The organism is Sphingorhabdus sp. (assembly GCF_044357595.1).
In the GTDB taxonomy this organism is placed as follows: domain Bacteria; phylum Pseudomonadota; class Alphaproteobacteria; order Sphingomonadales; family Sphingomonadaceae; genus Sphingorhabdus_B.
In genome coordinates, this window is record NZ_JBIKPH010000144.1 from 1 (window position 1) to 5,994 (window position 5,994).

Genomic DNA, 5,994 nt, shown 5'->3' on the forward strand with positions numbered 1-5,994 from the left:
TGTTGTTCGTGATGCCTGTGGCGACCGCCATTCGGCGCCGCATGACGCAAATTTATTCGATCTTCAGGCCAAATATGCAGAGGTCGTCTCGGAAGGCGAAGCAATTGAGTTTTTGCGCAGCAGCGCGCTGTCATCACCGGAAACTTAAGATTAAAGCCTGCCGTGCTATTTTCTTCAACCGCTGCCAATCAATGATCTAGCGATTGCAAATTCCCCTTACCGCTTGACGCAGCCCAGGGTTTCCCGCCATGCGATTTTTCATGCGTTTCTTCTCTGACAATGCCGCCCCGGTGCACCCTGCCGTCATGCAAGCCATGGCCGATGCCAACCAGATCGACACCGCCTATGACGGCGATCAATATAGTGCGCGATTGGATGGGGCGTTCTCCGAACTGTTTGGCCGCGATGTTGCCGTATTGTGGGTGGCGACCGGCACCAGCGCCAATTGCCTGGCGCTTGCCTCACTCGTGCAACCGCATCAGGGCGTCATTTGCCACCATGAGGCGCATATTGAGGTCGATGAATGCGGCGCGCCGGGTTTCTACACCGCTGGCGCAAAATTAATGTTGATTGAGGGAGATGGCGCAAAAGTATCTCCCGCGACCGTCACTGCCACCCTCGACGCCATTCGCAACGATGTGCATCAGGTGCAGGCCGCTGCCCTATCGATTACCAACGCCACCGAATATGGCATGGTCTACGCGCCTGCAGAGGTCGCGGCGCTTGGGGCAGTTTGCCGCGAACGCAAGCTTGGATTGCACATGGACGGCGCGCGTTTTGCCAATGCAGTTGCGTATTTGGGCTGCACGCCCGCCGACGTGACCATCAACGCCGGAGTTGATATCTTAAGCTTCGGCTTTGTCAAAAATGGCGGCATGGGCGCTGAGGCCTTGGTCTATTTTGACCCCGCGCTGGCGGATGCCGCGCGCTATCGCCGCAAGCGCGCCGGGCATTTGCAATCCAAGGGACGGTTTCTTGCGGCACAATTGCTGGCGATGCTTGAAGGTGACTTGTGGCTGCACAATGCGCGTTCCGCCAATGCCGCGGCGCACATCATTGCGCAGGCTGCGGGCGAACGCTTGCTGTACCCTGTGCAAGCCAATGAGCTTTTCCTACGACTGACACCAGCCGAAGCTGCCGCATTGCGTGCGCAGGGTTTTGATTTTTACGATTGGGGCGCAGTTGACGAAAATTGGGGCGCGGCGCGACTGGTGACCAGTTGGCAGCATACCGAAACCGACGTGGCCCCTTTGGCGCGCGCTATTGCTGCGCTATGAGCATGATTGACGCAAAGACGAGCGAAGAGCCAGGATTTCTAACACCACGGGTGTGGATACCCTTTATGGTGACGTCGCTGATCTGGGGATCAACCTGGCTCGTCATCCGCGATCAATTGGGCACGGTGCCCGCAACCTGGTCTGTGACCTATCGTCTGATAGTGGCCGCCATTGGCATGATCCTACTTGCCATCGTTATGCGTCAACCCTTGAAGATCGATCGGCCAATGGTCGGTTGGACAATGCTGCTGGGCATGTTGCAATTCGGGATGAACTACAATTTTGTCTATACGGCTGAACATTATATAACGTCGGGGTTGGTCGCGGTGGTATTCGCGCTGTTGATTGTGCCCAATGCGGTGCTCGCCAAATATTGGCTTAGACGGCCCATCGGCGGAGCGTTCATTTTAGGCTCAGCGATTGCCTGCGTCGGGGTAGGGTTGTTGATGCTGCAGGAATATCGCGCTGCACCCATGAGCGGGTCCGAAATATTGCTGGGACTATTATTGGTCATGTGTGCCGTGGCTACGGCATCGGTGGCCAATGTGCTTCAGGTAACACCAAAAATCGCGCGTTATCCAACGATCACGATTTTGGCGTGGTCCATGTTCTGGGGCAGTGTGGCCAATGCGACATTTGCGTTCGTCATGGACGGCCCGCCAGTAATTGACATGCGGCCCGGCTATATTGTCGGTTTGCTGTATCTGAGCATCATCGGTTCGGTCGTCACTTTTCCGCTGTATTTCCGCCTTATCCATGACATCGGTCCTGGCAAGGCGGCTTATACCGGCGTGATTATTCCCGTCTTAGCAATGCTCCTGTCGACGATATTCGAAGGCTATGTCTGGTCAACGCTGGCGCTGGCGGGCAGCGCGTTGGCGATGCTTGGTCTAATCGTCGCGATGCAGGCGCCTAAACCCGACCGGTAATGGGGATATCGCGGCTGCCAATTAAGCAACCGTTTGGCTTTACCATTCGCGACCCGGCGGTTCTCGGCGTAAAATCCGCGTGCCATCGGCGACAGGCCTGCCGCCTCGATCGACAACAAAGGCGGCCATTCTAGCTGCAGCAAGTCGCACGCATATTCGATAACTGCATTTTGCGAGGCAGGTGCATCGTCAGCTATATTGTAGACGCCAGCAGGACCATCGAAGCTGGCACGGACGGCGTCAACAATGTCGTCAACATACACGCGGCTGAAAATCTGTCCCGGCATATCGATACGGTGCGCCTTGCCATCTGTGACCCGCTCCAACGCAGAACGGCCGGGGCCATAAATGCCGGGTAAGCGAAAAACGCGGACATCATGGCGCAGTGCCTGCCACGCAAGATCTGCTTGCGCGCGTGCGGTGCGGCGCCCTTCGCCCACGGGTGCGCTTTCATCGACCCAAGCGCCGCCGGTGTCACCATAAACACCCGTTGACGACAAATAGCCGGTCCATGAGACGGCGCTGGCAGCAATAGCCGCGCCATATTTTTGCAGTACAGGATCACCGCCCTCCCCCATTGGCGGCACGCTCGACAAGATATGTGTCGCGTTTTCGAGCGCGGCAAGAACCGCCGCTTCATCGTCAAAGGCAACAGCATCGCCGGCGCTCATCCGCCTTGTGCCTGTCACAAGCCAGCCCTCGGCCCGCAACCTATCGGCAAGGCGGGTTGCAGTGTAGCCCATTCCAAATATTAGTATATGTCGCTGCATGAACACCGGTTCGCAATCTAATGGCTTGCCGTCAAGCGCGGCAGTTGCGAATAGGTGCGGCGGGAGGAGACGCAAGCATGTCAGTTGAGGTGATACAATCAGGCGTGCTGAGCACCGTTGCCCATGGTTTTCTCGGACGGATAGGCGGCGCGTCGACTGGAATCTATGCTGGGCTAAACGTAGGGCTTGGTTCGGAAGATGCGCGCGAAACCGTCATCGAAAATCGCCGACGCGCGGTCAACGCGGTCTTGCCCGACGCGAGGCTTGCCCGCGTCCACCAATTCCATTCCCCCGATGTTGTTCAAATTGGCCAAGACATTGCTGAGGTTGATCCGCCGCGGGGCGACGCGATGGTCACCGACCAACCTAATGTCCTTCTTGGCATAGTGACCGCCGATTGTGTCCCCGTCCTGTTTGCGGACGTCGAGGCCGGCGTCATTGGCGCGGCGCATGCTGGCTGGAAAGGCGCTATCGGCGGTGTGCTTGAAAATACCCTTAGCGCGATGGTGCAACTTGGTGCGGATGTCGACCACATACGTTGCGCAATTGGCCCATGCATTTCGCAGAAAAGCTATGAAGTGGACGAGAGCTTCTTCCGCCATTTTATCACGCAAGCTGCGCCGAGTGAATGCTTCTTCGCGGACGGCAAAGCGGGCCATTATCAATTCGATATTGAGGGCTATGTCGCGGCACGACTGGCGGCGGCCGGCATGCGCACTGTCGCCTGTTTGGGCGAGGATACCTACAGCCAGCCAAACCGATTTTTCAGTTATCGGCGCAGCTGCCATTTGGGCGAACCGGGATATGGACGCCAGCTTTCTTTGATTGGTTTACGCGCATGAAGCCGGACAAAATAGGTTTTTGGGGCGGGCTTATCATCTTCGCCCTTATGCTTTTTTTACCAGCGCCCGTGGGTATGGAACCGTCTGCATGGCGCGTGGCCGCGCTCACCATCTTGATGGCAACGTGGTGGATGACGCAAGCGCTGCCGCTTACGGTGACCGCATTGCTTCCGTTTCTCGCGCTCCCGTTGATGGATATCATGACCGCGCAGGATGTCGCGAAGGAATATTATTCACCTACATTATTCCTCATCCTTGGCGGCGCCTTCTTGGCGCTCACTATTGAGCGTACGGGCATGCACCGACGCGTCGCACTCGCCATATTGGGCAAATCGGGACATAGCGTCACGGGCCTGATGATCGCGTTCATGGGTTCAACTGCATTGCTCAGCATGGTGATGTCTAACACGTCGATTGCGCTAATCATGGTACCCATCGCGATAGCGGTGCTTGCCGCTGGCGGGACAAAGCCGGGAGAGACCGGCGGGCTGGCGGGCGCGCTGATCATGGGCGTTGCCTTTGCAGCGTCGATTGGTGGGCTTGGAACGCTTGTCGGGTCGCCGACCAACGCCATTGCTGCTGGCTTAGTGGAAAAGCAATTGGGTATCCAAATAAGCTTTCTGACATGGATGCTATATGGACTGCCCGTTGTGATTGTCGGCGTGCCTTTATGCGCCTTCATCCTTTTACGGGTTCAAAATGTCACGGCAGGCAGTTTTGACGTCGATGCCGCGCGGGCATCCATCGGCAAGACTCGTCCAATGTCCGTGGCCGAAAAGCGGCTCGTCCCAATATTCCTGTTGGTCATTGGTATGTGGATTGCTCAGCCTTTGCTGGAACCGCTTCTGCCTAAAGGCGGCATCACCGATGGCAGCATTGCCATAGCTGGGTCGCTATTGCTGTTCCTGATACCCGATGGCACCGGCCGACCATTATTGACTTGGCAAGAGGCCGATCGCGCGCCGTGGGGTGTGATCATGATGTTTGGGGGTGGTTTGGCATTGGCGGCGGGGATCACGCAGTCAGGGCTCGCTGCGTGGCTTGGGGAGGCGCTTCAGCCCTTATCCGCTGTGCATCCCATCATCATCGCTATTGCGCTGACGGCTTTGGTCATTTTGATAACAGAATTTGCCAGTAATGTTGCAACCGCCAGCGGGGTGCTGCCCGTTGTGGCTGGCCTTGTTGCCGCAACTGGCGCCGATCCATGGCTGATGGCGATGGCCGCATCCATGGCCGCAAGCTGGGGCTTTATGATGCCATCAGGTACTGGCCCCAACGCGATTGCGTGGGCCAGCGGACATATTGCTTTGCCCAAAATGGTGAAGGCAGGGTTTCTGCTTGATGTAGCAGGAATACCATTGATCGTTGGCGTCGTCTGGTTCGTCGGTCAGTTACGGATGCTGTAATTTGGTTTCAGTCCACGCGGCGCTGGTTTAGCTTTTAGCAACGCGCCAATCGAGTATTGGCCAGCCCCGGGTTTCCGCCAGCCGCGCTAGCGGGCCATGGGGGTTGGTGGCAAAGGGTTCGTCGGCAAAACTGAGCAGAGGCGCGTCGGAAACATGGTCTGAGTAGGCACGAATATGGCACCTAGCGCGGTCGAGGCCTTTGCTCTCCATCCAGTCTTTGACGCGCGCAAGTTTTGCCGCATCATAGCAGTTATGCCCATCGATGCGCGCCAGCACATGCCCGCTGCTGTCGGTTGACAGGTCGGTTGCGATCACATCGTCAAAGCCAAGCCGCTTGGCAATCGCCTCGACATACAATCGATAAGAGGCTGTCGCCATCACATGACGATAGCCAGCTGCCTTTTCCTCGGCCACGCGCGCCAAAAGCTGTGGGTATACGTTTTTGCCAACCACCAAATCAGCATGGCTTTCAAGATATTTGGCAAATCGGGCCTTGGGCACGCGCCTGCCAATCAACAGTATCTGCGAAAATTGTTTAAGCCGCGCGCGGTCCCAGACTCTCAACGCATAGAGCGCCAAGCCAAGCGGCAAGAGCGGTGAGAGGAACAATCTCCACGGTGACTTGTTAAACGCCATATGCAAGAGGAACCCATTATAGGTCGCGCGCCGCGTGACGGTTTTGTCCATATCATATATGGCGAGCAAGGTTACTTTGGATTCAGTCATCATATAGTTACAGGCATTTTCTTAAGCAAAACGTCTACAGGCTT

Annotated in this window: 6 protein-coding genes; 4 read left to right on the forward strand and 2 right to left on the reverse strand. The window is 56.8% G+C overall.

Annotation, left to right across the window (positions count from 1 at the left end):
- The first annotated feature begins 260 nt into the window (after positions 1-260).
- The gene (locus ACIQ2T_RS11580; protein WP_397590956.1) at positions 261-1,277 is read left to right on the forward strand and encodes a threonine aldolase family protein; all 1,017 of its coding nucleotides are present in this window, start codon (positions 261-263) and stop codon (positions 1,275-1,277) included.
- Between the two features lie 2 nt (positions 1,278-1,279).
- Complete coding sequence (locus tag ACIQ2T_RS11585) at positions 1,280-2,206, forward strand: DMT family transporter (RefSeq protein ID WP_397590951.1); 927 nt, start codon at positions 1,280-1,282, stop codon at positions 2,204-2,206.
- On the opposite strand, the gene ACIQ2T_RS11590 is transcribed toward ACIQ2T_RS11585, so the two are convergent.
- Entirely contained in the window at positions 2,116-2,976 is an 861-nt protein-coding gene (locus ACIQ2T_RS11590; RefSeq protein ID WP_397590952.1) for an SDR family NAD(P)-dependent oxidoreductase, read from the reverse strand. The genes ACIQ2T_RS11585 and ACIQ2T_RS11590 overlap by 91 nt on opposite strands.
- A gap of 77 nt (positions 2,977-3,053) precedes the next feature.
- Between ACIQ2T_RS11590 and pgeF the strand changes: the two genes are divergently transcribed.
- Positions 3,054-3,818: a peptidoglycan editing factor PgeF gene (pgeF, locus tag ACIQ2T_RS11595; RefSeq protein WP_397590953.1), complete on the forward strand. Its 765-nt coding sequence runs from the start codon at positions 3,054-3,056 to the stop codon at positions 3,816-3,818.
- On the forward strand, positions 3,815-5,224 hold the full coding sequence (locus tag ACIQ2T_RS11600) for an SLC13 family permease (RefSeq protein WP_397590954.1): 1,410 nt from the start codon (positions 3,815-3,817) through the stop codon (positions 5,222-5,224). The genes pgeF and ACIQ2T_RS11600 overlap by 4 nt, the downstream gene beginning before the upstream one ends.
- A 27-nt stretch (positions 5,225-5,251) precedes the next feature.
- Here the strand turns inward: ACIQ2T_RS11600 and ACIQ2T_RS11605 are convergent, their stop codons facing one another.
- Positions 5,252-5,953 (reverse strand): HAD family hydrolase, encoded by a 702-nt coding sequence (locus ACIQ2T_RS11605; protein ID WP_397590955.1) that lies wholly within the window; start codon positions 5,951-5,953, stop codon positions 5,252-5,254.
- Positions 5,954-5,994: the final 41 nt, after the last annotated feature.